The sequence below is a fragment of the Nonomuraea jiangxiensis genome, from assembly GCF_900099965.1.
Taxonomy (GTDB): Bacteria; Actinomycetota; Actinomycetes; order Streptosporangiales; family Streptosporangiaceae; genus Nonomuraea; species Nonomuraea jiangxiensis.
This window is the reverse complement of sequence record NZ_FNDJ01000012.1, coordinates 227,043-249,416: the sequence shown is the minus strand read 5'-3', so window position 1 is coordinate 249,416 and position 22,374 is coordinate 227,043. Positions and strand designations below refer to the sequence as shown.

The window sequence follows — 22,374 nt, the reverse complement described above, 5'->3', positions numbered from 1 at the left end:
CGGACCTGGCCACCGGCGGCCACGACGGTGGCGCTACGCTGTTCGGTTACCCTGCCCCGCCTCGAGCGCTCGCAGCACGAACTCCGACACCAGCTCCCCGGCCGCCTCCACCGTGACCTCGCCGCTGATCAGCGGCACCCGCTCGGCGCCGATGACCGCGAGCACCATCCGGGCCGTCGCCGCCACGTCCGGCATGCGGAAGTCCCCGGCGGCGGCCCCGCTCTCCAGGATCTGGACCAGGATCGCCTGCATGGGCGCGACGTGCTCGGCCAGCCGCTGGTAGGCGTCCGGGCCCAGGGCGGCGCTCAGGTCGGCGGCCCCCGGGTGCGGGTGGGCCACCAGCCCCGCGAGCTGCAGCCGTACGAACGCCCGCAGCCGGTCGGCCGGAGAGGCGTCCTCGGGCAGGTCCCGCTCGTAGCTGTCGATGAAGTAGCGGGTCACCCGCTCGGTGAACGCCAGCAGCAGGGCGGTCTTGTCCGGGAAGTAGTTGTAGAGCACGGTCCTGGTGATGCCGGCCTCGTGGGCCACGTCCGTCATGGAGATGGCGTCGATGCCCTGCACCCTGGACAGCCGGGAGACGGCCTGCAGGATCCGGTCGCGCGTCTGGGCGCGGTGCTCGCCGATCGTGGCGGCCGAGATGCGGGGCATATGCCCATGGTAGGCCGGACGGAAGATCACCCGGCCTGCCGAGCCCACGGGCGAAAAAGGTCAGGCGGCGGTCCTGACGGTGCGGTGGAGGTCGGTCAGGACCTCCGTGTTGAGCTGGTAGGCGAGCCTGACCTCGCCGATGATCCGCTGCCGCTCGCGCTCGTCCAGCTCCAGCTCGTCCAGCCGGGCCCGGTAGTCACTCTTGAACCGGGGCAGGCTGCCCAGCTCGTCGAAGATGTAGAAGTCGACGCCGCCGCCCTCGCGGTAGCCGTAGATCTTCTGCAGCTCCATCCGGATGAACTGCCCGCCCGACAGGTCGCCCAGGTAGCGGGTGTAGTGGTGGGCGATGAAGCCGCCCGGCCAGTCGGCGACCTGGTGGATGCGGGCGACGAGGGTGCGGGTGGACTTGGACGGCGTGACCCGGGCGCGCCAGTCCGGCCCGTAGATCGTGACGAGGTCCCGCTCCAGCGCCCGCTCGCGATAGAGCTCGGGGAAGACGAACCGGCCCGCCACCGGGTGGCCGGCCAGCTCCCGCGACACCCCGTCGAGGGCGGTGTACGCGAAGTAGTGCTGGGCGACCATCTCGCCGTATTCGTGCTCGCTCAGCCGCCCGCCCATCAGCTCCGCGAGGTAGCCCCCGGATTCGGCCGACTCGTGGTCGGCCCAGGTGGCGTTGCGCAAGGTCTCGGAGAACGGCGTGGTCACGGCTCACCCCAACTCGCACTGACATTTCATGACGAAGTGTCACAAACATCGGCACACAGCGTCAAGCTTATGACGACACCATGTCATTAAAGTCTCCTCCTCATGTCACCTACCCAGGATCGGGGAGGTCAAGGGGGTCACCTGGCCGCGGCGGCCCAGGGCGATCAGGGCGAGGTTGCGCAGTGAGGGGGTGCCTGGGGCGAAGTAGTCGCTGTGACCGCCGGGGCCCGTCTCGAAGACCCGGGCGCCGAACGCCCCGCTCATCGGGTCGGCGCCGAAGCCGAACGGGCCGATCTTGACCTTGGGCACGAACCTCACCCAGTCGTCGCCCCCGAGCCCCGCCCACACCCGCAGCGGCGAGGCCGATCCGGCGCCCGCCGCCTGCTTGCCGCCGGAGGTGGGGCGGTGCGGGCCCGCCTGCGTGGCGCCGGAGGTGGGGAGGGGCGGGGTCGCCGGCGTGGTGCCGGGGGTGGGGCCCGGCGGGCCCGCCAGTGCGGCGGCGGAGGGCGCCGCCAGGCCGGGGCTGCCGAAGACGGCCAGGTCGGTCACCGGTAAGCCGGGCACCGCCCGCGCGCAGAGCGCCGAGCCGTAGCTGTGGCACAGCAGCGCGATCGACGCGGTGGTGCCCCGGTGCAGCCGCTCGACCGTGTGCCGGAGCGCCGCCGCCCCCTCGACGGCCGCGCCGTCCGTCAGCACGTCGAGGCTGACCGTGAGCGGCGCGTCGTAACCCAGCCACGCCACCACCGCCAGCTCCTGCCCGGGCGCCAGCCGGGCCGCCTCGGCGCGGAGCGCGCGGGCCGCCCCGCCCGGCCGCCGGTAGCTGTTGTCGAACGTCGCCACCGTGGTGTCCGCACCCGGCACGATGACCGCCACCCGATCGGCCGTGGCCGGATCGCCGTAGACCTTCACCAGCCGGCCCGGCGGCTGCCCCGGCCAGGCCAGGATCGCGCCGGCCGCCAGGATCGCGGAGAGCGAGAGGTGTCTGAGCATGCCGCGACGCTACGGAGAGTGGCCCTCCGGCCGCGTCACCGCAGGGTTTGAACTTCCGCGTAGTACCCCAGGGGGACGGGGGTTACCTACGACGCGCGTTCCGCGTAGTGACAGGCGGCGAAGTGGTCGCCGACCGCCTCCAGCGCGGGCTCCACCTCGGCGCACCGTTCGGTCGCCTTCCAGCAGCGCGTGTGGAAGCGGCACCCGGGAGGCGGCGCGACGGGACTCGGCGGGTCGCCGGCCAGCATGATCCGCGAGCGCCCCCGCAGCTGCGGCTTCGGCACCGGCGCCGCCGACATCAACGCCATCGTGTACGGATGCGCGGGCGCCCCGTACACCTCGGCCGCCGGCCCCATCTCCGCGAGCTTGCCCAGGTACATCACCCCCACCCGGTGCGACACGTGCCGCACCACCGCCAGGTCGTGGGCGATGAAGACCAGCGCCACCCCCAGCGTGCTCTGCAACTCGGCGAACAGGTTCACCACCTGCGCCTGCACCGACATGTCCAGCGCCGAGACCGGCTCGTCGCAGACGATCACGTCCGGCTCGGTGGCCAGGGCGCGGGCGATGCCGACGCGCTGGCGCTGCCCGCCGGAGAACTCGTGCGGGAACCGGTTCATCCGGTCCGGCGGCAACCCCACCAGGGTCAGCAGCTCGCCGACCCGGTCCCGCATCGCGCGGGCGTTCGGGGACAGGCGGTGCACGCGCAGCGGCTCGGCCACGATGTCGTGCACGGTCATGCGCGGGTTCAGCGAGGTGAGCGGGTCCTGGAAGACCATCTGGACCCGCCGGCGGATGTCGCGCGGCACGCCCCCGCGGGTGAAGAACGGCCGGCCGCGGAAGGTCACCTCGCCCTGATCCGGGCGTTCGAGGCCGACGAGCATGCGGGCCAGGGTCGACTTGCCGCACCCCGACTCGCCGACGATGCCCAGCGTCTCCCCGGCGTACAGCTCCAGGTCCACGCCCGCGACGGCGCGCACCGCGCCGCCCCGGGACAGCATGCCGCCGTGGTAGGTCTTGTGCAGTCCCGAGGCCCGCAGCACGGGCTCGGCGGCGGTGGCCGCGCGCCCGCCGGCGGTGGTCGGTTCAGGCGAGGGCGCCATTGAGCATCTCCTCCGAGTAGTGGCAGGCGGCGCGCCGGCCGGTGCCGGTGTCCAGGAGCCTCAGCGCCGGCCGGGCCTCCGAGCACATGCCGGTGGCCCGGTCGCAGCGCGGCGCGAACGAGCACCCCGGCGGCACGGACGCGGGACTCGGCGGCGAACCCGGAATGGCGCGCAGCGTCGAGGACGGGCGCTCCAGGTCGGGAATGGCCGCGAGCAGCGCGGCCGTGTACGGATGCGCGGGCAGGTCGTACAACTCCTGGACCTCGCCGCTCTCCACGATCCGCCCCGCGTACATCACCGCGACCCGGTCGCTGACCTCCGCAGCCACCCCCAGGTCGTGGGTGATGAGCAGGACGGCGGTGCCGAGCTCGCGCCGCAGCCGGTCGATGAGCTCCAGGATCTGCGCCTGCACGGTCACGTCCAGCGCGGTCGTCGGTTCGTCCGCGATGATCAGGTCGGGTTCGAGCGCGACCGCCATGGCCACCAGGATGCGCTGCCGCATGCCGCCGGAGAACTGGTGGGGATAGTCGTCGATGCGCCTGGCGGCGGCCGGGATGCCCACCAGGTCCAGCATCTCGATCGAGCGGGCCCTGGCCTCCTTGCGTGACAGGCCCCGGTGCACCCGGAACAGCTCGCCGACCTGGTCGCCGATGCTGAGCACGGGGTTCAGGGCCGACAGGGCGTCTTGGAAGACCAGGGTCATGCCGCTGCCGCGCAGCTCCCGGCGCTCCTCGGCCGACATGGTCAGCAGGTCCCGGCCGGCGAGCCGGGCCACGGAGGACCGTACGTGCACGTTCGGCTGGTCGAGCAGGCCCATGACGGCCTTGGCGGTGACGGACTTGCCCGAGCCGGACTCGCCCAGCAGCGCCAGCGTCTGGCCGCGTTCGATGGTCAGGTCCACGCCGCGGACCGCCGGGATCTCGCGCCCGTGGGCGGTGAACGTGACGTGGAGGTCACGAATTTCCAGGACCGGTGCTTCGCTCACCGCACCCCTTCCTCAGTTGTGACGAAACTTGGCGCTCACTCCGGCTTGGCTGCCGGAAAACAACTCCAATATTGTCTTTCGCGCCTGATCCTGGCAAACTTCCCGCAATCGGACAAGAGGGGATAGCAAGTGCTGGAAGCCGCGAAGAGCTACAAGGGTTACCGTTCCTACGAATACCTGGAGGCGGGTGTGGACTACCGCGAGTTCGACCTGGCGCCGGAACTCGGCAGGGTTCCCGCGTACCAGGGCCCCGAGCTCACCGCCGAGCAGACCGAGCGGGTGCGCCGCCTGCTGACCGACAGCCTGGTCATCTCACTGCACGACCACCCGTCGATCTTCCCCGACGACATCAGCCAGACCGTCGACTACAACCGCACCGCCCGCCACCGCACCGGATACGAGGGCCTGGCCCGCTCCGGCATGACCGTCGTCTTCGACAACCTCATGGACGGCACCTGCTGCATCACCAGCCAGGCCGGCTGGAAGTGGGACGACGTGGTCGCCGACATCGGCATGCGCCTGTCGGACATCGCCCACCAGGACTACCTGATCAAGGTCGAGCGCCTGGCCCACGTACGCGAGGCGCACGAGACCGGCCGTATGGGCCTGGTCCTCGCCCTTGAGGCCGCCACCATGATCGAGAACGAGGTCGACCGCGTCGACATGCTGTACGGCTTCGGCGTCCGCCAGATGGGCATCGCCTACAGCGAGGCCAACACCCTGGGCAGCGGCCTGAAGGAGCGCGGCGACGGCGGCCTGACCCTGTTCGGCGAGAAGGCCGTGCGCCGCATGAACAAGCTGGGCATCGCCATCGACGTCTCGCACTCCGGCGACCAGACCGCGCTCGACACGATCCGGCACTCCACCAAGCCGATCCTCATCACCCACGCGGGCGCCCGCTCGGTCTGGCCGACGAACCGGATGAAGCCGGACTCGGTCATCAAGGCGGCGGCCGAGCGCGGCGGCGTGATCGGCCTGGAGGCGGCCCCGCACACGACCCTGTCGCCGGACCACCCCCGCCACAGCCTGGAGTCGGTGATGGACCACTTCACGTACTGTGTGGACCTGGTCGGCATCGACCACGTGGCCTTCGGCCCGGACACGCTGTTCGGAGACCACGTGGGCCTGCACGACACCTTCGCCGAGCACCTGTCGCTCAACGAGGCGCACGGCGACACCCCGTACGAGAAGGTCGCGTACGTGGACGGCCTGGAGAACCCGGCCGAGTGCTTCTGGAACATCATCGCCTGGCTCGTCGGCCACGGCTACTCCGACGAGGAGATCACCAAGGTCGTCGGCGGCAACGTGCTGCGGGTACTGGAAGAGGTCTGGATCTGATGAGACGTGCCACCCTGCTGGCCGCGCTGGCGGCCCTTACCCTGAGCGGGGCCTGCGCCCCGAGCGTGCCCGGGTCATCGAGCGGCACGTCCGGCTCGCAGGCCCCGGCCGCCAGCGCCGACCGGCTGACCATCGGCACCACCGCCGACGTGGTCAACTACAACCCGCTGGTCGGCAACAGCCGTACGGACTCCTGGGTCACCGACCTGATGTACCCGCACCTCACCCAGATGGACGAGGCCGGCAAGCGCATCCCGTACCTGGCCACCGAGTGGTCCTACTCCGAGGACGGCAAGACCGCCACGGCCACGTTGCGCGACGACATGAAGTGGACCGACGGCAAGCCGGTCACCGCCGACGACGTGGCCTTCACCGTGAACGCCGTGAAGAAGGAGAACTTCGGCGTCGTCGCCGGGCTCATCACGGCGCTGGACAAGGCGGAGGCGGTCTCGCCGACCGAGGTGCGGTTCCACCTCACCCGCCCCGACGGCACCTTCCTGGACAACGTCGGCTTCTGGCTGCCGGTCGTGCCCAAGCACGTGTTCGAGAAGGCGCCGAGCGTGCAGAAGTTCGCCAACGACTCCAACTGGGTGAGCGCGGGGCCGTTCAACCTGACCAAGGTCGAGCGCGGCCAGCGTTACGTCATGGACCGCGTCGCCGACTTCGGCCCGGGACAGCCGACGATCAAGCAGGTCGTCTTCCGCGTCTTCCCCGACGTGAACACCGAGGTCCTCGCCCTGCGCAACGGCGAGATCGACCTGATCGGCAACGTGCTGCCGCCCGCCACCGCGGCCGAGCTGAAGAGCGACCCCAAGGTCAAGCTGCAGCAGATCGCGTCGCTGGGCTGGGCGCACCTGCAGTACAACACCAAGCGCAAGCCGATGGACGACGTCCGCGTCCGCCAGGCGCTCGCGCACGCGGTGGACTACGAGGCCATCAGGACCATCGCGATGAAGGGCTTCGCCAAGTCCTCCAACTCCAGCGTGCTGACGCCCTCGCAGCCGGCCTACATGGACCCGACTTCGAAGGAGTACACCTTCGATCCGGAGCTGTCCAAGAAGCTGCTGGCCGAGGCCGGGGTCTCCAACCTCACCCTGGGCATGATCTACGACCAGGCCGACCCGAACATCGCCCGCTGGGCCCCCATGGTCCGCGACTCGGCGAAGAAGGCCGGGATCACGATCAACCTCCAGGGCCTGGAGCGGAACACGTACGTGGACAAGAGCCTGAAGTCGGACTTCGACATCTACGCCGGGTCGTGGGCGATCATGGACAACCCGCCCGCCAACCTGGGACTGGCCTTCAAGAGCGGCGGGTTCATCAACTACGGCAAGGTCACCGACCCCAAGCTGGACGACCTGATCGACCAGTCGCAGCGGGCGCTGAGCCCGGCCGAGGCCAAGGCGCCGATCCAGCAGGCCGCGCGGATCATCCACGACCAGGTCTACGACAACGTCCTGTACGTGGAGACGTTCAACATCGCGTACTCGACCGGGTGGACGGGGTTCAAGCCGATGCCCAGCGAGCTGCTGTCCATCCTGAACCCGCTCTCCCTCGCCGCGGCGAAACCGGCGGGTTGATCGGATGAGGTTCATCGGCCTACGGCTGGCCCGCGGCGTGCTCACCCTGTGGTTCGCGGTCACGGTGACCTTCTTCCTGGTCCGCCTGCTGCCCGGCGACCCGGTGCTGGCCGTGGCCGACCCGAACATGACCGAGGAACTGCACCAGAAGCTGCTGGCCGACTTCGGCCTGGACCAGCCGCTCGGGGTGCAGTACCTCGACTACCTGGGCCAGCTCCTGCACGGCAATCTCGGCATGTCCTTCCGGCAGTCGATCCCGGTGACGACCGTGCTGATGGAGCGGCTGCCGTGGACGCTGATTCTGACGATCACGGCCATGGTGGTGACGATCGTGCTGGGCATCCCGCTCGGCGTGCTCGCCGCCACCAGGGCCAAGGGCTGGCTGGACCGGGTGATCCAGATCACCGGCGTCACCGCGCAGTCGCTGTTCGTCCCCAGCGTCGGGATCTTCCTCATGTACGTCCTGGGCGTCTGGCTCGGCTGGTTCCCCATCGGCGGCGCCGTCGACCTCGACGCCACCGGCATCGGCGCCACCCTCAGCATGATCCACCACCTGGTGCTGCCGTGCCTGTCGCTGGTGCTCGTCCAGCTCGGCGGCTACGTGCTGACGATGCGCACCACGCTCATCGACGCGCTGGGCGAGGACTACGTGTCGCTGGCCAAGGCGAAGGGCGTGCGGCCGGGCAAGGTCGTGTGGAAGCACGCCCTGCGCAACGCGCTGCTGCCGACGACCACGATCGCCGGGCTCCAGCTCGGCACGCTGGTCGGCGGCGCGGTGCTGACCGAGACCATCTACGCCTACCCGGGCATCGGGCGGGCCATCTACGAGGCGGTCGGGCAGCTCGACTTCCCTGTCCTGCAGGGCGCGTTCGTGCTGCTCGCGGCCGCCGTCGTGGTGGCGAACCTGATCACCGACGTGGCGTACGGAATCCTCGACCCCAGGGTGCGCACATGACCGCGGCAACCGTGGAACTCACGCCCCGCCAGCGGACGTGGGCCTCCTTCCGGCGCAACCCGCTCGGCCTGGCCAGCGGCGTGGTGCTGGTCCTGCTGGCGCTGATCGCGATCTTCGCGCCGCTGATCGCCCCCTTCCCCGAGGGGTACGGCACCGACACCTCGCAGCCGCCCTCGGGCGCGCACTGGTTCGGCACCGACGACATCGGGCAGGACGTGTTCGCCCAGGTGATCTGGGGCACCAGGGTCAGCATGGCGGTCGGCGTCAGCGCCTCGGTGCTGGCCATCGTGATCGGTCTGCTGATCGGCGTCAGCGCGGCCTACTTCCGGCGCCTGGACACCCCGCTCGGGGTGCTGGTGGACCTGTCGCTGTCGTTGCCCATGCTGCCGCTGATGATCCTGGTGGCGGCGCTGGCCGGGCCGAGCGTGCGCACGCTGGCCGTCGTGATCGCGCTGTTCAGCTGGCCCGAGGTGGCCCGCGTGGTGCGCTCGCAGGCGTTGTCGATCGTGCCCATGCCGTTCGTGTCGGCGGCCAAGGTCGTCGGCGGGTCCTCGTTGTGGATCGTGCGCAAGCACCTGCTGCCGGGCGTGATCCCGGTCGTGGGCGTGTCGGTCGTGCTGACCACCTCCCGCGCCGTGATCGCCGAGGCCGGGCTGTCGTTCCTCGGCCTGGGCGACCCGAGCAGCTGGTCGTGGGGGACGATCCTGCACAAGGCGCAGCAGTCGGGCTCGCTGGCCTCCGCCTGGTGGACCACCCTGTTCCCGTCGCTGGCCATCCTGCTACTGGTCCTGTCCACGACGCTGCTGTCGGTCGCCTACAACGACGCCCGCAACCACAGGGACGCCTCATGACCTGCTCGCCGCCGAGCGAGCCCACCGACATCATCTGAAAGAGAGACACGTGTTCGTCGACATCAACGGCACCTCGCTCAACGTCGAGATCCTCGGGGACGGAGAGCAGACGATCATCGCCCACCACGGCGCGCCGGGGCTCGGCTCGCTCGCCGAGCCGGCGGCCAGCTTCGGGCGGCTCGCGGACGCGTACCGGGTGGTCGTCTTCGACGCCCGGGGCTCGGGGCGGAGCGGGCAGGACGGCCCGTTCACGCACGAGCAGTGGGTCGCGGACGTCGAGGCGCTGCGCCAGTGGCTCGGCGTGGAGCAGGTCGTGATCGCCGGCGGCTCGTACGGCGGATTCATCGCCATGGAGTACGCCGCCCGCCACCCCTCCCGGGTGAGCGCGGTCGTGCTGCGTGACACCTCGGCCGACAACGGCAACCAGGAGCTGGCCGTCCGCAACGCCGCCGCCTCCTCCCGGGTGACGATCGACCAGGAGAAGCTGGACCGGATCATGTCCGGCACCGTGCGCGACGACGCCGACCTGCGGGACTGCTGGCGGGAGATCCTGCCGCTCTACGACCACGACTACGACCCGGCCAAGGTCGAGCAGCGGGTGGCCGCCACGCCGTACCACTACAGGACGCACAACTTCGCGTTCGCCGTGAACCAGCCGAACTACGACATCAAGCACCTCCTGCCCGCCATCACGGCGCCCACGCTGGTGACCGTCGGCAGGCACGACTGGATCACGCCGGTGGCGTGCAGCGAGACCATCGCCGGGCTGATCCCCGGCGCCGAGCTGCGCGTCTTCGAGCAGTCGGGGCACTCGCCGCAGGTCGAGGAGGCCGAGCTGTGGGAGGCGACCGTACGCGACTTCCTCGTCAGGGTGCGAGAACGGCACTGAACGCGCGATGATGCCCCCGATGGATGATCTCGACGACCTGGACCGGAAGATCCTCGCCGCACTCCACGTGAACGGCAGGGCGAGCTGGACCGACATCGCGCAGCTGCTCGGCACCTCCACCACGACCGTGGCCCGGCGGGCGCAGAGCCTGTTCGCGGCGGGCCTGGCCCGGGTGGCGGTGCTGCCGCACCTGGAGCACGACGGACCCATCCACGTGTTCATCGTGCGGCTGACCTGCGCGCCGGGCAGCCAGCTCAAGGTCGCCGGGCTGCTCGCCCGCAACCCCGACATCCGGTACGTCACGATCGTCACGGGCGGCTACGACATCGTGTTCGAGCTGGTCGCCCCCAAGCATCGGGACCTGTACTCGATGCTGGTGCAGTTCGTGGAGACCATTCCGGGCACCCAGCAGAGCAACGCCGACCTGGTGCTGCACACCTACAAGGTGAGCTACGACTGGAGCGTTCCGCTGCTGGGGGAGCGGGCGGTGCCGTTCGCGGCGCCGCCCCGCGTCCACGCGTGCGAGCGCGGCCACCTCGACGACCTCGACCGCGAGGTGCTCGCGGCGATGCGGGAGGACGGGCGGGCGAGCTTCCAGTCGGTCGGGCGGCGGCTGGGCATCAGCGAGAGCACGGCCCGGCGACGGCTGGAGGCCATGCTGGAGCGCGGCTGCGCCACGGTGGCCACGTTCATCCCGGCCGCCGCGCTCGGCTACGAGGCGGAGATCCTGTTCTGGCTGTCGGTCGAGCCCAGCATGCAGGACAGCGTGGCCGAGCGGCTGTCGAACGAGCGGGGGGTGCGGATGATCGCGTCCATGCTGGGGCAGGCGTCGCTGATGTGCGAGGTGATCGTGCCGACCACGGCCGACCTGCACCACTTCACCTCGCGCACGCTGGCCTCGGTGCCGGGCATCCAGTCGTGGACGGCGGGCGTGCAGGTGCTGACCGTCAAGCGCGGCTTCCTCATGGTGCCGTGGGCCGAGGACCGCGTCGCCGCGGCCCTGACCCAGGAGCTCACGCTTTAGCAGGCCGGCGGGGCGACTCGCGCCCTCTAGCGGGTGTAGCGGTGTTTGGCGCCCGGTGGGAAGTACTCCGGGTCGCCCGTCTCACGCAGCCGGACGAACGGCGCCTGCTGCGCGGCGGGCACGTAGTTCGCATACTCGCTGTTCAGCCGCAGCAACTGGGACAGGATCGAGGCGCCGACCGCCTGGGCCGTCTCCTCCGAGGGCTGCTCGCCCGGCATCAGCTCCACCGTCACCGTCAGGTGCCGGTCCTGGGCCGCGTCCGTCACCACCTCCAGCACGAACTTGCCCGTCACCACACCGCTGACCGCGGGCTGCTCCAGGCCGATCGCGATGTTCTCCGGGTAGACGTTGGCGCCGTAGTAGGACACCGTGAAGTGGCTGCGGCCGAAGACGTACACGAACGGGCGCTCGGGGCCCGTCACAGCGGGCTCGAAGCCGTGCTCCCTGACGAAGCCGAGCAGGTCCCGGTACGGGATGACGCCGCCCTCGTCGGCGATGTGGTAGCGGATGAGCGGGACGCCGTTGTCGCCGGAGAAGAGCAGGGTGCCGTCGTGTGCCTCGAAGAAGCGCACGTCCGGGTCGTACTGGAGCAGGCTCGGCAGCCGGGACTCGCCGAACAGTCGCCTGGCGGTGTCCGGGCGGGTGGCGAGGAAGCGGCGGATCTCGACCGACAGCGGGGTCTCGTTGCCCAGGACTCCGGCATCGGCGGTGCCGTACAGGGAGGCGATGCCGCGTACCGGGTTGGCGATCCCGGCCCGCCGCGCGACCAGGGTGCGCCACTCCTCGCTGAACACCTCGCCCGCCGTGACCAGCTTGACGTTCCAGTCGGCCCAGGGGAGGTCCTCGGTGTCGATGACGTTCTTCAGGAAGGGCGGGTAGCCGAGGAGCACCACCTGGTCGAAGTACGGCGCCAGCTCCGGGATGACGCGGCGGATCTCCCTGCGGTCGGTGCCGGGGGCCACCACGGTGATCGGGTAGCCGCGTTCGGCCAGGTGGCGGCAGCAGTTGACGGTGAACAGGCCGCCCACCCAGGTGCCGAGGGCGAAGCAGACCACGGCCAGGGTGCGGCGCTCGCGGGCGGCGAAGGAGTCGCGGAAGACCTCCTCGAAGCGCTCGGCGATCACTCGCTCGTCGGAGGCGGACCGGGGCCAGAACGAGGGCACTCCCGCCGAGCCGGACGACACGGCGATCATGTCCCCGATCACGCCGTCCCGGCACAGGTCGGGGAGGGGGTGCCGGAGGGTGTAGGTGTCCTTCGTGGTCATCGGCAGCCCCACGAAATCCTGAAATGTCTCGATTTTCTGGGGATCGACGTGATTTTCCGCCAGAAACGCCCTATAAGCGGGAACGGTCGCCGCCACTCGATGAAAGAGCTCAACCGGGTCCATCCGCCGACTCTACGACCCCTCCCCACCCCACCGAAACGCCCACCACGATCACCAAACCCCAACAAACCACCCACCTCCCCCTCCAAACTCCAAACCACCCCCCCGTCCCGACCACCGGCCCCGAGGAGTACCCCCGGCGCCGGTCTCCGGGGCCGAGGAGGTTGGCCTCCGGGCGCGAGGCTCCCCGGTGTTGACCGCCGGACGCGAGGAGTACCCGTGTCGGTCACCGGGCCCCAAGAGAATGCCCGCCCACTCGTCGGTCGCTGGGGAACGCCCGCGTCGTTCGTGGGCCGCTGGAGGATCGTCGGCCTCGTCCGTCTGGCTGGGGAAGGCACGGCTCACTCGTCGGTCGCTGGGGAACGCCCGCCCCATTCGTGCGGAGCCGGAGGATTGTCCGCCTGACTCGCCGGCCGGAGAACGCCCGCCCGCCTTATTCGGCGAGCGCTGGAGAACGCCCACCTCACTCGGCGATCCCCGGAGGACGCTCGCCCCGCTCGTGGGAGCGGAGGATCGTCCGCCGGCCCCGGTCGCTTGGCCGAGAGACGCTCGCCCCGCTCGTCGGGCGCCACCGGATCGTCCACCTCAGCCGCCTGGCCAATGAGCGCTCGCCGTATTCACCAGGACGGGGGAGTAACCCCCGCTCCAGCCTCATCACCAGGACAGGGGAAGGACGCCCGCTCCGGCCTCCTTCACCGGGACGGGGAGGTGACCTCCGCTCCGGCCTCCTTCACCGGGACGGGGAGTGACGCCCGCTCCGGCCTCCTTCACCGGGACGGGGAGTGACCCCCGCTCCTGCCTCATTCACCAGGGCGGACCAACCCCGTCTCGTAGGCGAAGACGATCGCCTGGGCGCGGTCGCGCAGCCCGAGCTTCGTCAGCACCCGCCCCACATGCGTCTTGACCGTCTGCTCGGCCACGAACAGCCGCTCGGCGATCTCGTGGTTGGACAGCGCCTGGGCGACCAGCCTGAGCACCTCCATCTCGCGCTCGGTCAGCTCGCTCAGCCGCCGTTGCGGCGCGGGCCGGGCGGGTCCGCCGAGCCGGGCGAACTCGTGGATCAGTCGCTTGGTGATCGCCGGCGCGATGAGCGCGTCCCCGGCCGCGACCACCCGTACGGCCTCGGCGAGCTGCGCGGCGGAGGCGTCCTTCAGCAGGAACCCGCTGGCCCCGCCCCGCAACGCCTCGTAGACGTAGTCGTCGAGGTCGAACGTCGTCAGGATGAGCACCTTCGGCGGCGCGGCCCGCGACATCAGCTCCCTGGTCGCCTCCAGGCCGTTCATCACCGGCATCCGAACGTCCATCAGCACCACGTCGGGGCCCAGCTCGGCGGCCCGCTCGACCGCCTCCCGCCCGTTGGCCGCCTCGCCCACCACCTCGATGTCCGGCTGCGCGCTGAGGAACACGGTGAACCCCGTGCGCACCATCCCCTGGTCGTCGGCGATCAGCACCCGGATCAAAGGCTCTCCCTGTCGGCGATGGGCAGCCTCGCGCGTACTTCGAAGCCGCCGCCGGTGACGGTCCCGGCGGTGAGCGTGCCGCCGAGCAGCGCCGCCCGCTCGCGCATGCCCACCAGCCCCTGACCGGCCCCGGGCGCCGCGCCGGGCTCGGCGCCCGGCCCGTTGACGACGTGCAGAAGTAACTCCTCGCCGTTGAGCGCGATGTCCACCGCGACGGGCGCGCCCGGTGCGTGCCGCATCACGTTGCTCAGCGACTCCTGCACGATACGGTACGCCGACAGCTCCACGGCGGGCGGCAGCCTGCCCGGCGGCTCGGGTTGCTTGACGAGCACCGCCAGGCCGGCGGCGCGGGCGTTGGTGACCAGCTCGTCGATCCGGTCGAGCCCCGGCTGCGGCGCGGTGTCGGTGCGGCCGTCCTGATCGCGCAGCACGCCGAGGACCTGGCGTAGCTCCGCGATGGCCTCCAGCGACAGCTGCCTGATCTCCGTCAGCCCCGCCTCCAGTTGCACGGGATCCCCCTTGGCCTTGAGCGGCACCGCCTCGGCCTGGATCGCGATCACCGACATGTGGTGCGCGACCACGTCATGCAGCTCGCGGGCGATGCGGGCGCGCTCCGCCAGTACGGCCTGCGCGCTCTTGGCCTCCTGGGATCGGCGCTCCTCGACCACCAGCTTGTCCGTGGCGCGCCGCCGGACGCGCACGTTGTAGCCGAACAGCAGCGCCACCGTCACGATGACGGTCACCAGCATCATCGAGTTGGGATGCACGATCCAGGCCGCCAGCACCGACACCAGCCAGACCCCCACGGTGATCTGCCGGTCGCAGCGCACCCCGACGGAATAGAGGACCAGCAGATAAGCCGGGATCACGGTGGACACGTAGGGCGGGTCGGTATGGCCGATGGTGCCAGCCACCCAGATGGAGACGGGCATCAGCAGGGCCGCCACCCGCCAGGCGACCAGCGGCCGGCGGTCCCGCAGGGCCACGGGCAAAGAGGCCCCGAAAGCGGTCAGATAGAGGAACCACATAGGGACCGGCCCCGGCACGGCGGGGTTGACCTCGTGGGCCCGCGCCGCCTGGACGTTCCAGTCCGAGACGGTCGACAGGGTCAGGAGGAACAGGACGAGGGCCAGCACCAGATCGGCCACCTGGACCAGGCTGACGATCCTGAACGGGAACAGCAGCGCGAGCCAGCGCGGCGTCCGGAACGACAGCCGCCCGGAGGCCGGAGGAGGGTCGGCATCCCCCTGCACCAACGCCATCGCGAACGGCCGCAAGGTGACCTGCATCCGCGGCCAGATCACCCCACCAACCCCTTGCCACGAAACCCGCCCGCCCACCTCCTCACCCCGCCGGACCCCGTCACCCCGCCGGACCCCGTCACCCCGCCGGACCCCGTCACCCCGCCCGACCCCCTCACCCCGCCCCGGCCACCACCCACCCAGCCCGAATCGATTCCCTCCGGAGCCACCCCCGCCCGGAGTCGCCTCGCCCGGAGTCGCCCCGCCCGGAGTCGCCCGGGCCGGAGTCGCCAAGGACAGGGCCGTTCCGGGTGGAATCGTGCCCGGTGGAGGCGCGCAGGGCGGAGCCGTTCCGTCTGGGGGCTTCCCCGGCGGGGTTGTGGCCGGTGAGGTTGTCCCCAGTGGTGTCCACTCCCGTGGAGCCGTTGGGGTCGAAGCTGTCGCGGTCGGAATCGTGCTCTCCGGAGGAGGTGTTCTGGGCGGAATCATCCCCGCTGGGGGTGGCCTCGGTGGGGCTGTCTCCGGTGGGTGTGCGGTCGATGGCGCCTGGATCGGTCTGGGCGGGCGGCTTCGTGTCCTTGGGGACAGCCTGGACGGGAGGGGGAGCGCCGGAGTCGGTGGCGTCCTGGGTGGGGGTCAGGTCGGCGGCCTCGGGAGTATCCCGGATGGGAGTCGGCTGGGTGCCGTCGGTGGTTTTCGGATCGAGTGTGGTGTTGTCGGTGGTCTGGTGATCGGGGGTCGGCGTGATCGGGATGGGGGCGTCCTGCGGCGGGCGGGTACGGGCCTGCGGCGGGTGGGGCCGCTGGCGCTGGTCGCGGGCGCGTCGGACGGAGATCACCTGGTCAAGCTTACGGAGCCGTCCCGCCGAGGGCGTCACACCAGGGTCTGATCCTGCCCGTCACCCTCAGGTATCACTTACACAATTACGATCGCCATGAGCGAACACGGGCAACCTTGGGAACATTAGCGGGCTCCGATGAATTGAGTCGGTATAACTCAACCCTTTGGAGTTCGCATGAGTGAGAGCTTGACCCTCCCGGTGCTGCCGCTGGACGACGCGGTCGTCCTCCCGGGCATGGTGGTCCCGCTGGACCTGTCAGACTCCGAGGTGCGCGCTGCCATAGACGCGGCCCGCGCATCCGGTGGCAACAAGCCGCGGGTCCTGCTCGTTCCCAGAATCGACGGCCGTTACGGTGCGATCGGCGTACAGGCGGTGGTCGAGCAGGTGGGGAGGCTGCCGGGCGGTGAGCCGGCCGCCGTGGTGCGCGGCGTCGGCCGCGCCCGCGTGGGCACCGGCACGACCGGCCCCGGCGCCGCGCTGTGGGTCGAGGCCGAGACCATGGACACCGTTCCCGCCGGCGAGCGCGCGCACGAGCTGGCCAAGGAGTACAAGGCCCTGGCCACCACGATCCTGCAGAAGCGCGGCGCCTGGCAGGTGGTCGACCAGGTCAACCAGATCGACGACCCGTCGGTGCTGGCCGACAGCTCCGGCTACACCCCGTGGCTGACCACGGCACAGAAGGTCGAGCTGCTGGAGGCGGCCGACCCCGCCGACCGGCTGGCCAGGCTGATCGAATGGTCCCGTGAGCACCTCGCCGAGCTGGACGTCGCCGAGACGATCCGCAAGGACGTTCAGGAGGGCATGGAGAAGCAGCAGCGCGAGTTCCTGCTGCGCCAGCAGCTCGCCGCGGTGCGCAAGGAGCTGAAGGAGCTCAACGGCGACGCCGGCGAGTCCGAGGAGGAGGACTACCGGGCCCGAGTGGAGGCCGCCGACCTGCCGGAGAAGGTGCGCGAGGCCGCCCTCAAGGAGGTCGACAAGCTGGAGCGGACCTCCGACCAGTCGCCCGAGACCGGCTGGATCCGCACCTGGCTCGACACGGTGCTCGACATTCCGTGGAACGAGCGCACCGAGGACAACTACGACATCACCGGCGCGCGGGCGGTGCTCGACGCCGACCACACGGGCCTGGCCGACGTGAAGGACCGCATCATCGAGCACCTGGCCGTACGCAAGCGCCGCCAGGACAAGGGCCTCGGCGTGGTCGGCGGCCGGCGCAGCGGCGCGGTGCTGGCCCTGGCCGGCCCTCCCGGGGTCGGCAAGACCTCGCTCGGCGAGTCCGTGGCCCGCGCGATGGGCCGCAAGTTCGTCCGGGTGGCGCTCGGCGGCGTCCGCGACGAGGCGGAGATCCGTGGCCACCGGCGCACATACGTCGGCGCGCTGCCCGGCCGCATCGTCCGCGCCATCCGCGAGGCCGGCTCGATGAACCCGGTCGTGCTGCTCGACGAGGTCGACAAGGTCGGCGCCGACTACCGCGGCGACCCCACGGCCGCCCTGCTTGAGGTGCTGGACCCGGCGCAGAACCACACGTTCCGCGATCACTACCTCGAGGTCGAGCTGGACCTGTCCGACGTGCTGTTCCTGGCCACGGCCAACGTCCTGGAGGCCATCCCCGGGCCGCTGCTGGACCGCATGGAGGTCGTCACCCTCGACGGCTACACCGAGGACGAGAAGGTGGCCATCGGCCGCGACCACCTGCTGCCCAGGCAGCGGGAGCTGGCCGGGCTGACCGCCGAGGAGGTCACGGTCGAGGACGGCGCGCTGCGCAGGCTGGCCGGCGAGTACACCCGCGAGGCAGGCGTCCGCTCGCTGGATCGGGCGATCGCCAGGATCCTGCGCAAGGTGGCGGCCGCGACGGCGGACGGGGGCGAGCTGCCGGTCACGGTCGGCGAGGATGACCTGGTCGGCTACCTCGGCCGGCCGCGGTTCGTGCCGGAGTCGTCGCTGCCCGAGGCCGCCCAGCGCACGTCGGTGCCCGGCGTGGCCACCGGCCTGGCGGTCACCGGCGCCGGTGGCGACGTTCTCTACGTGGAGGCGTCGCTGGCCGACCCGGAGACCGGCGAGACCGGCCTCACGCTCACCGGCCAGCTCGGCGACGTGATGAAGGAGTCGGCCCGGATCGCGCTGTCCTACCTGCGCTCCCACGGCGCGGAGCTGGAGCTGCCGGTCACCGCGCTGAAGGACCGCTCGGTCCACGTCCACTTCCCTGCGGGCGCGGTGCCGAAGGACGGCCCCTCGGCCGGCGTGACGCTGACGACCGCGCTGGCCTCGCTCCTGTCGGGCCGCCTGGTCCGCGGTGACGTGGCCATGACCGGCGAGATCTCGCTGACCGGCCGGGTGCTGCCGATCGGCGGCGTCAAGCAGAAGCTCCTGGCCGCGCACCGGGCGGGCATCACCACCGTGCTCATCCCGGCCCGCAACGAGCCGGACCTGGACGACGTGCCCGAGGAGGTTCGCGGCGAGCTGACCATCCACCCGGTCAGCGACGTTCGCGAGGTCCTGGACATCGCGCTCAGCCCGGCCCAGGTCGCCTCCACCGTGGCCGCCTGACCACCGCGGGCGCCCGCTGCCCCGCCACACCCCAACGGGGGTGCGGCGGGGCAGCGTCGCTTCGCCCGGCGGCTTCTGCCGCACCGCCTCGCCCTTGAGCCGCCAGTTCCGTCTTGCGGAGCTACGCCCGGTTCGAGGGCAATTGAACGATTCATTCCGTCGTTTGACTGAATGAATCGGCCATGCTGACATGAGGGCATGCTGTACGGGGCTCCAGCGCTCGAATCCGCGGACAAGGCCGTCCTTGAGGAGATCGAGGAGATGCGGCGTGACCTGAAATACCGGCTGGCCGAAACCCACCGATGGGACGGGCAACTGCGCAGGCAACTGCAGGCGCGGGCGATCCAGGGCTCGAACGCGATCGAGGGTTACCAGGCCAGTGTCGAGGACATCCAGTCGATCATGGCCGGTGAGGAGCCGCTGGAGACGTCGGAGCGGGTGGCGCGGGAGATCGCGGGTTATCAGCAGGCACTCACCTACATACAGGTTTTGTCGTGTGCTCCGGTGTTCCGATACGACGTCGGGGTGCTCAACGCGCTCAACTTCATGATCATCGGCCATCATCGCCACAAGGGTCCTGGGGTCATCCGGCCGGGGGCCATTTACGTCCGTGCTTCCGACACGGGAAAGGTCGTCTACGAAGGTCCCGACGCGGCGTTGGTCCCCGGCGCGATGGACGAGCTGGTCGCCTGGCTCAACGAGGGCGACCTGGACGCTCCCGGCTATGTGCGGGCCGCCATGGCCCACCTCAACCTCGTCAAGATCCATCCGTGGCGCGATGGCAACGGCCGCATGTCCAGGGCGCTGCAGACGCTCATCCTGGGCCGGGAGCAGATCCTGCCGCCCGAGTTCTCCTCCATCGAGGAGTGGCTCGGTCAGCAGCGCGCCACCCTCGACTACTACGACGTGCTCGGCGAGGTGGGCGGGCGGCGATGGAGTCCGCACGGGGACACGCTGCCGTGGGTGCGGTTCTGCCTGAGGGCGCATCACATGCAGGCGCAGCGGGTTCGCGGGCGGCTGGCCGAAGCCGGAGAGATCTGGACTCTGCTGGAGGAACAGGTCGACGCCGACGGGCTGAACGGCCGTACCGTCTCCGCGCTCTACGAGGTGTTCGTGAACACGCGGCTGCGCAGGAGCCGTTACCAGGCCGATGAGGGCCTCAGCCAGGGGCAGGCCGCCCGGGACATGCGCGATCTCGCCGCCAAGGGCTGGCTGCGGCCGTACGGGGAGACCAAGGGGCGCTTCTACGCGCCGGGTCCGCGCATGGAGCGGATCAAGGAGGACTTCGCCGAACGGATCACGGAGTTGCGCGACCCGTACAGCTGATCTCGGTCGACGGATTCGGATCCGTCGCCGGGAGAAACCGGCCGGGCTGGGGCGGAGGGAGATGTGGAAACGCGTGGATGATCGGAAATATCCGCCTTTATCGGCAAATGGGTGGCGTTAAGCGAATTGTAAGTACGGCGCAATCCGTCCGGCGTACGAAAGCGGGGACAGCAAAACCTCTCCCGAGGAGGCCCCAAAGTGCGATTCGTTTCACGAATCCTCATCGGCGTCGCGGCGGCCACTGTGGTGGCGATCGGCGCTCCCGTCGCCGCGAACGCGTCCACCACGTCCGCAACATCCGCCACTGACTACTCCGACGACTGGGGACCCTATTTCTCCAGTGACCACAAGGCCAAGGCTTCCGGCCACGTGAGCGTTGACCAGAAGCGCTTCAAGCACTGGTTCTGGAAGTGGGTGCCGGTCAAGAAGTGGGTCTGCGAGGACGACCACAAGGGCAAGGATGACCACAAGGCCAAGGGCGAGCACAAAGGCGAGAAAGACTGCCACTGGGTCGTGAAGAAGGTCAAGAAGCACACGTGGGAGTGGCGTTACGAGTCCTTCTACACGGTGCACAGCACGCTGCAGAACAACAAGTGGTGGGGCAAGCGCAACTGCGCCTGGGAGACGTTCAAGGTCGTGAACCTGGACGGTTCCTCGTACTTCAAGAGCTTCTCCAACTGCTCCAAGCGCGCGAAGGAATTCTCCTTCTTCGGCAGGAACGCCGCCCATATCTATGTGGACGTGAGCACGGGCCCCCGGCACGGCCCGAGCGGCTACCACTCCGGCTGGGAGGACGTCTACCACGCGGCCGCCTGATCCTCTCCCCGTGAACCGCGGCCTCAACGGCGAGGCCGCGGTTCACGGGTTCAGCGCGGGGCTCCGGGGCCTGCCGGGTTCTGGCGCGGCGAGCGAACAACCGAATACTGTTCTGTTCATGTATCCGGGAGCCATCGCAGCAGTCACCCCAGACAAGCCCGCTGTGATCATGGCGGGCTCCGGACAGGTCATCACCTATCGCGAGCTGGAGGAGGAGTCCAACCGGCTGGCACACCTGTTCCGCGCGGCCGGGCTACGCCCAGGTGACCACATCGCCTTCATGCTCGCCAACCACCCCCTCTTCCTGGCCATCGCCTGGGCCGCGCACCGCTCGGGCCTCTACTACACGCCCATCAGCTCCCGGCTGCAGACCGACGAGCTGGCCTACATCGTCGACAACTGCGGCGCGCGGGTCTTCATCTCCAGCGCCGACCTCGCCGAGCCGGCCACCTCGATCACCGCCGCCACGCCCGGCGTCGAGCTCCGGCTCATGCTGGACGGCGTGGCCGCCGGCTTCGAGTCGTACGAGGAGGCCGTCGCCAAGCAGCCGGTCACCCCGATCGACGACGAGTGCACCGGCGCGGACATGCTCTACTCCTCGGGCACCACCGGCCGGCCGAAGGGCGTCAAGTGGCCCTCGGCGCACCCCCCGCTCACCGATCCCGGCACGCTGTTCAAGCTCATCGGAGCGCTGTTCGCGCCGGCGGAGGACAGCGTCTACCTCTCGCCCGCGCCGCTCTACCATGCCGCCCCGCTGCGCTACTGCCTGACGTTCCAGCGGTTCGGCGCCACGGTGGTGGTGATGGAGCGCTTCGAGCCGGAGCGGTATCTGGAGCTGGTCGAGCGGTACGGGGTGACGCACTCGCAGCTCGTGCCCACGATGTTCATCAAGCTGCTCAAGCTGCCACCAGAAACCCGGACAAAATACGATATTTCGTCGCTTAGGTATGCGATTCACGCGGCCGCGCCCTGCCCCGTACCCGTCAAGGAGCAGATGATCGAGTGGTGGGGCCCGATCATCCACGAGTACTACGCGGGCACCGAGGGCAACGGCTTCCTCTACGTCGGCCCCCAGGACTGGCTCGAACACCGCGGCACCGTCGGCCGCTCCCTCCTCGGCGTCGTGCACATCTGCGACGAGGACGGCAACGACCTCCCGCGGGGCGAACACGGCACGATCTACTTCGAGAACGGCGGCCGCTTCGAATACCACGGCGACCCCGACAAGACCCGCTCGGTGCAGGACCCCCGGGGCCGGGGCTGGACCACGCTGGGCGACATCGGCTACCTCGACGCCGACGGCTTCCTCTACCTCACCGACCGCCGCTCGTACATGATCATCTCCGGCGGCGTGAACATCTACCCGCAGGAGGCCGAGAACGTGCTCTCGGTGCATCCGAAGGTGGCCGACGTGGCGGTGTTCGGGGTGCCGGACGAGGAGATGGGCGAGCAGGTCAAGGCCGTGGTCGAGCCGATGTCCATGGCCGAGGCGGGGCCGGCGCTGGAGGCCGAGCTGATCGCGTACTGCCGGGAGCGCCTGGCCCACTACAAGTGCCCGAAGTCGGTGGACTTCCGCGCCGAGCTGCCCCGCCATCCGACCGGCAAGCTCTACAAGCGCCTGCTCAGGGACGAGTACTGGCCGCCCGCCGGGTAAATTCCGGGAAGATTTTCCCCGGCTCCGATCGGCGTC

19 protein-coding genes are annotated in these 22,374 nt (G+C 70.2%); 10 read left to right on the top strand and 9 right to left on the bottom strand.

Translation table 11 applies throughout. The annotated features are described in order from the left end of the window. Positions 1–33: 33 nt before the first annotated feature. The 5 genes from BLS95_RS26545 to BLS95_RS26525 form a co-directional block, all read right to left on the bottom strand. Entirely contained in the window at positions 34–648 is a 615-nt protein-coding gene (locus BLS95_RS26545) for a TetR/AcrR family transcriptional regulator (protein WP_090936725.1), read from the bottom strand. 60 nt (positions 649–708) lie between these two features. After that, a complete protein-coding gene (locus BLS95_RS26540; protein ID WP_090936722.1) occupies positions 709–1,353 on the bottom strand; it encodes a biliverdin-producing heme oxygenase in 645 nt (214 codons plus the stop codon). Positions 1,354–1,458: 105 nt separating this feature from the next. Beyond that, entirely contained in the window at positions 1,459–2,343 is an 885-nt protein-coding gene (locus BLS95_RS26535) for an alpha/beta hydrolase (RefSeq protein ID WP_090936719.1), read from the bottom strand. An 86-nt stretch (positions 2,344–2,429) separates the two neighbouring features. Continuing rightward, positions 2,430–3,446 carry an ABC transporter ATP-binding protein gene (locus tag BLS95_RS26530; protein ID WP_090936716.1) on the bottom strand — a complete coding sequence of 339 codons (1,017 nt, stop codon included), beginning with the start codon at positions 3,444–3,446 and terminating at the stop codon, positions 2,430–2,432. Then, a complete protein-coding gene (locus BLS95_RS26525; protein ID WP_090936713.1) occupies positions 3,430–4,431 on the bottom strand; it encodes an ABC transporter ATP-binding protein in 1,002 nt (333 codons plus the stop codon). The genes BLS95_RS26530 and BLS95_RS26525 overlap by 17 nt, the downstream gene beginning before the upstream one ends. 129 nt (positions 4,432–4,560) lie before the next feature. Here BLS95_RS26525 and BLS95_RS26520 point away from each other — a divergent pair, with 129 nt between their 5' ends. The 6 genes from BLS95_RS26520 to BLS95_RS26495 are packed head-to-tail and all read left to right on the top strand — an operon-like array spanning position 4,561 to position 11,068. Then, on the top strand, positions 4,561–5,769 hold the full coding sequence (locus BLS95_RS26520) for a dipeptidase (RefSeq protein WP_090936710.1): 1,209 nt from the start codon (positions 4,561–4,563) through the stop codon (positions 5,767–5,769). Next, on the top strand, positions 5,769–7,349 hold the full coding sequence (locus BLS95_RS26515) for an ABC transporter substrate-binding protein (RefSeq protein WP_090936707.1): 1,581 nt from the start codon (positions 5,769–5,771) through the stop codon (positions 7,347–7,349). Before BLS95_RS26520 ends, BLS95_RS26515 begins: the two co-directional genes overlap by 1 nt. A 4-nt stretch (positions 7,350–7,353) precedes the next feature. Further along, a complete protein-coding gene (locus BLS95_RS26510; protein ID WP_090936704.1) occupies positions 7,354–8,304 on the top strand; it encodes an ABC transporter permease in 951 nt (316 codons plus the stop codon). Then, on the top strand, positions 8,301–9,155 hold the full coding sequence (locus BLS95_RS26505; RefSeq protein ID WP_090936701.1) for an ABC transporter permease: 855 nt from the start codon (positions 8,301–8,303) through the stop codon (positions 9,153–9,155). The genes BLS95_RS26510 and BLS95_RS26505 overlap by 4 nt, the downstream gene beginning before the upstream one ends. Before the next feature lie 49 nt (positions 9,156–9,204). Beyond that, on the top strand, positions 9,205–10,044 hold the full coding sequence (locus tag BLS95_RS26500) for an alpha/beta fold hydrolase (protein WP_090936699.1): 840 nt from the start codon (positions 9,205–9,207) through the stop codon (positions 10,042–10,044). 19 nt (positions 10,045–10,063) lie between these two features. After that, positions 10,064–11,068, top strand: a complete 1,005-nt coding sequence (locus tag BLS95_RS26495) for an Lrp/AsnC family transcriptional regulator (protein WP_176993391.1) — start codon at positions 10,064–10,066, stop codon at positions 11,066–11,068. Between the two features lie 26 nt (positions 11,069–11,094). On the opposite strand, the gene BLS95_RS26490 is transcribed toward BLS95_RS26495, so the two are convergent. From BLS95_RS26490 to BLS95_RS26475, 4 genes are all read right to left on the bottom strand, one after another. Next, entirely contained in the window at positions 11,095–12,333 is a 1,239-nt protein-coding gene (locus tag BLS95_RS26490; RefSeq protein ID WP_245765290.1) for a phenylacetate--CoA ligase family protein, read from the bottom strand. A 920-nt stretch (positions 12,334–13,253) separates the two neighbouring features. Continuing rightward, positions 13,254–13,913 carry a response regulator gene (locus BLS95_RS26485; protein ID WP_090936690.1) on the bottom strand — a complete coding sequence of 220 codons (660 nt, stop codon included), beginning with the start codon at positions 13,911–13,913 and terminating at the stop codon, positions 13,254–13,256. After that, the gene (locus BLS95_RS26480; RefSeq protein ID WP_143043875.1) at positions 13,910–15,217 is read right to left on the bottom strand and encodes a sensor histidine kinase; all 1,308 of its coding nucleotides are present in this window, start codon (positions 15,215–15,217) and stop codon (positions 13,910–13,912) included. The genes BLS95_RS26485 and BLS95_RS26480 overlap by 4 nt, the downstream gene beginning before the upstream one ends. Before the next feature lie 112 nt (positions 15,218–15,329). Then, positions 15,330–15,992 carry a hypothetical protein gene (locus BLS95_RS26475; protein WP_143043874.1) on the bottom strand — a complete coding sequence of 221 codons (663 nt, stop codon included), beginning with the start codon at positions 15,990–15,992 and terminating at the stop codon, positions 15,330–15,332. A gap of 177 nt (positions 15,993–16,169) precedes the next feature. Here BLS95_RS26475 and lon point away from each other — a divergent pair, with 177 nt between their 5' ends. From lon to BLS95_RS26455, 4 genes are all read left to right on the top strand, one after another. Further along, positions 16,170–18,542, top strand: coding sequence for an endopeptidase La (gene lon, locus BLS95_RS26470; RefSeq protein ID WP_090936682.1), 2,373 nt, complete (start codon positions 16,170–16,172; stop codon positions 18,540–18,542). Positions 18,543–18,740: 198 nt separating this feature from the next. Then, on the top strand, positions 18,741–19,868 hold the full coding sequence (locus BLS95_RS26465; RefSeq protein WP_090936680.1) for a Fic family protein: 1,128 nt from the start codon (positions 18,741–18,743) through the stop codon (positions 19,866–19,868). A 198-nt stretch (positions 19,869–20,066) separates the two neighbouring features. Beyond that, positions 20,067–20,684, top strand: coding sequence for a hypothetical protein (locus BLS95_RS26460; RefSeq protein WP_090936677.1), 618 nt, complete (start codon positions 20,067–20,069; stop codon positions 20,682–20,684). Between the two features lie 118 nt (positions 20,685–20,802). Further along, positions 20,803–22,338, top strand: coding sequence for an AMP-binding protein (locus BLS95_RS26455; RefSeq protein ID WP_090936674.1), 1,536 nt, complete (start codon positions 20,803–20,805; stop codon positions 22,336–22,338). The last annotated feature ends 36 nt before the right edge of the window (positions 22,339–22,374 follow it).